At 39.7% G+C, this 1392-nt stretch carries 4 protein-coding genes; 1 reads left to right on the top strand and 3 read right to left on the bottom strand.

Going from position 1 to position 1392, the window contains the following annotated elements; translation table 11 throughout:
* The 3 genes from VZ94_RS23975 to VZ94_RS21325 all read right to left on the bottom strand — a co-directional run.
* The coding region (locus tag VZ94_RS23975; RefSeq protein ID WP_204369245.1) for a hypothetical protein at positions 1-321 on the bottom strand (321 nt) is incomplete at its 3' end.
* Between the two features lie 8 nt (positions 322-329).
* Positions 330-635 carry a CCDC90 family protein gene (locus VZ94_RS23970; protein WP_052700826.1) on the bottom strand — a complete coding sequence of 102 codons (306 nt, stop codon included), beginning with the start codon at positions 633-635 and terminating at the stop codon, positions 330-332.
* Between the two features lie 12 nt (positions 636-647).
* Complete coding sequence (locus VZ94_RS21325) at positions 648-1049, bottom strand: winged helix-turn-helix transcriptional regulator (RefSeq protein WP_045780792.1); 402 nt, start codon at positions 1047-1049, stop codon at positions 648-650.
* Positions 1050-1152: 103 nt separating this feature from the next.
* On the opposite strand from VZ94_RS21325, the gene VZ94_RS21320 reads away from it, so the two are divergent.
* The coding region (locus VZ94_RS21320) for a glutathione S-transferase family protein (protein WP_045780791.1) at positions 1153-1392 on the top strand (240 nt) is incomplete at its 3' end.

Genomic DNA, 1392 nt, shown 5'->3' with positions numbered 1-1392 from the left:
CCTAATTGCCTGAAATTCAGTTCTTACTTCGATTTTAAAAGACTCCAAATCATTTCTTAATGCCTGTCCATCCTGCTTTAGAATTTGCACATCTTGTTTTAAAACCTGTACATCCTCCTTTAGAACGTGCACATCTTGTTTTAAAACCTGCACATCCTCCTTTAGAACGCGCACATCTTGTTTTAAAACCTGTACATCCTCCTTTAGAACGCGCACATCTTGTTTTAAAACCTGAACATCCTCTTTTAAAACTTGCACATCTTGCTTTAAAACGTGTACATCGCTCTTTAACACCTGTACATCACTTTGTAATGTTTGCACATCGCTTTTTAAAACTTGCACGTCATCTTTAAGTACCTGTACATCATTTTTTTAAAATGTGTACATCGACTTTTTAAAATGTGCCCATCCTGCTTTATAACTTGAACATCTTCTTTAACCGCTTGCACCTCTGTTTTTACATGATGCAATTCTGTCTTATGCGCCTCCGCGTCAGCTTTAGTCGCAACCTCATTAAGACTCAAGGATAATACATCGGCTAATGCATGCTCTTCAGCCTCGGCATGTGCAGGTGCGACACCGGCTTGTTTCAGCGTATTCGCAAATTTCAACGTATCAAAAGCAATCACGGCCATGATTTTTCCTCATCATTCAATTTCAGAGTAGGCTTGTAACAACGATTCTGGCGTAGCGTCATAAAAACCTTCAGGCGGCGTCCAGCAATCTGGGTCATATTTTTTCATCCAAATAATCAATTGCTGCATCACGGGTAATAAATCAGCCCCTTTAGGCGTTAAAAAATATTCATAGCGCACAGGCTTTTGTTGATAAGAACGCTTACCGATAATGCCATGCTCTTCTAGCTTTTTTAATCTATCCGCCAAAATATTCGTAGGAATACCTTCCGGCGACTGTTGAAAATCACCGTAACGCTTTTTACCCAAACACATATCGCGCACAATCACTAAACTCCATTTATCGCCTATTAATTCTAAAGCCTTAGATAATGGACATAAAGAGCGTGGCGCAGAAGAAGACTCTATTTTCATTGACCAGACAACAACTATAACTTGCAAAATACAAGTATACATGTAAAAATCTACTCGCTTGCAAAAGACAAGCGACAATCCACCACTATCCGAGAGAGGTTTTATGAAACTGTATCATTTCCCTATTTCCCCAAATTCCCGTCGAGTTGTTGCAGTTATACATCATCTAGGCTTAGAGTGCGAACTTATAGCATTGGATTTAAGCAAAGGCGAACATTTAACTCCGGAATTTATTAGCTTAAACCCCAACCACATGATTCCTACGCTAGTTGACGGTGACACCGTACTTTGGGAATCCAACGCGATTATGCAATATTTATGTGCGAAAGTCGGTGACGATTCA

It is taken from the genome of Methylocucumis oryzae, from assembly GCF_000963695.1.
Lineage (GTDB): Bacteria > Pseudomonadota > Gammaproteobacteria > Methylococcales > Methylomonadaceae > Methylovulum > Methylovulum oryzae.
This window is presented reverse-complemented; position numbering and strand designations above follow the sequence as displayed.

Excerpts from the sequence above, each read along its gene's own strand:
- VZ94_RS21325 (WP_045780792.1), bottom strand. The coding sequence starts at position 1,049 with ATGAAAATAGAGTCTTCTTCTGCGCCACGCTCTTTATGTCCATTATCT.
- VZ94_RS23970 (WP_052700826.1), bottom strand. The coding sequence starts at position 635 with ATGGCCGTGATTGCTTTTGATACGTTGAAATTTGCGAATACGCTGAAA.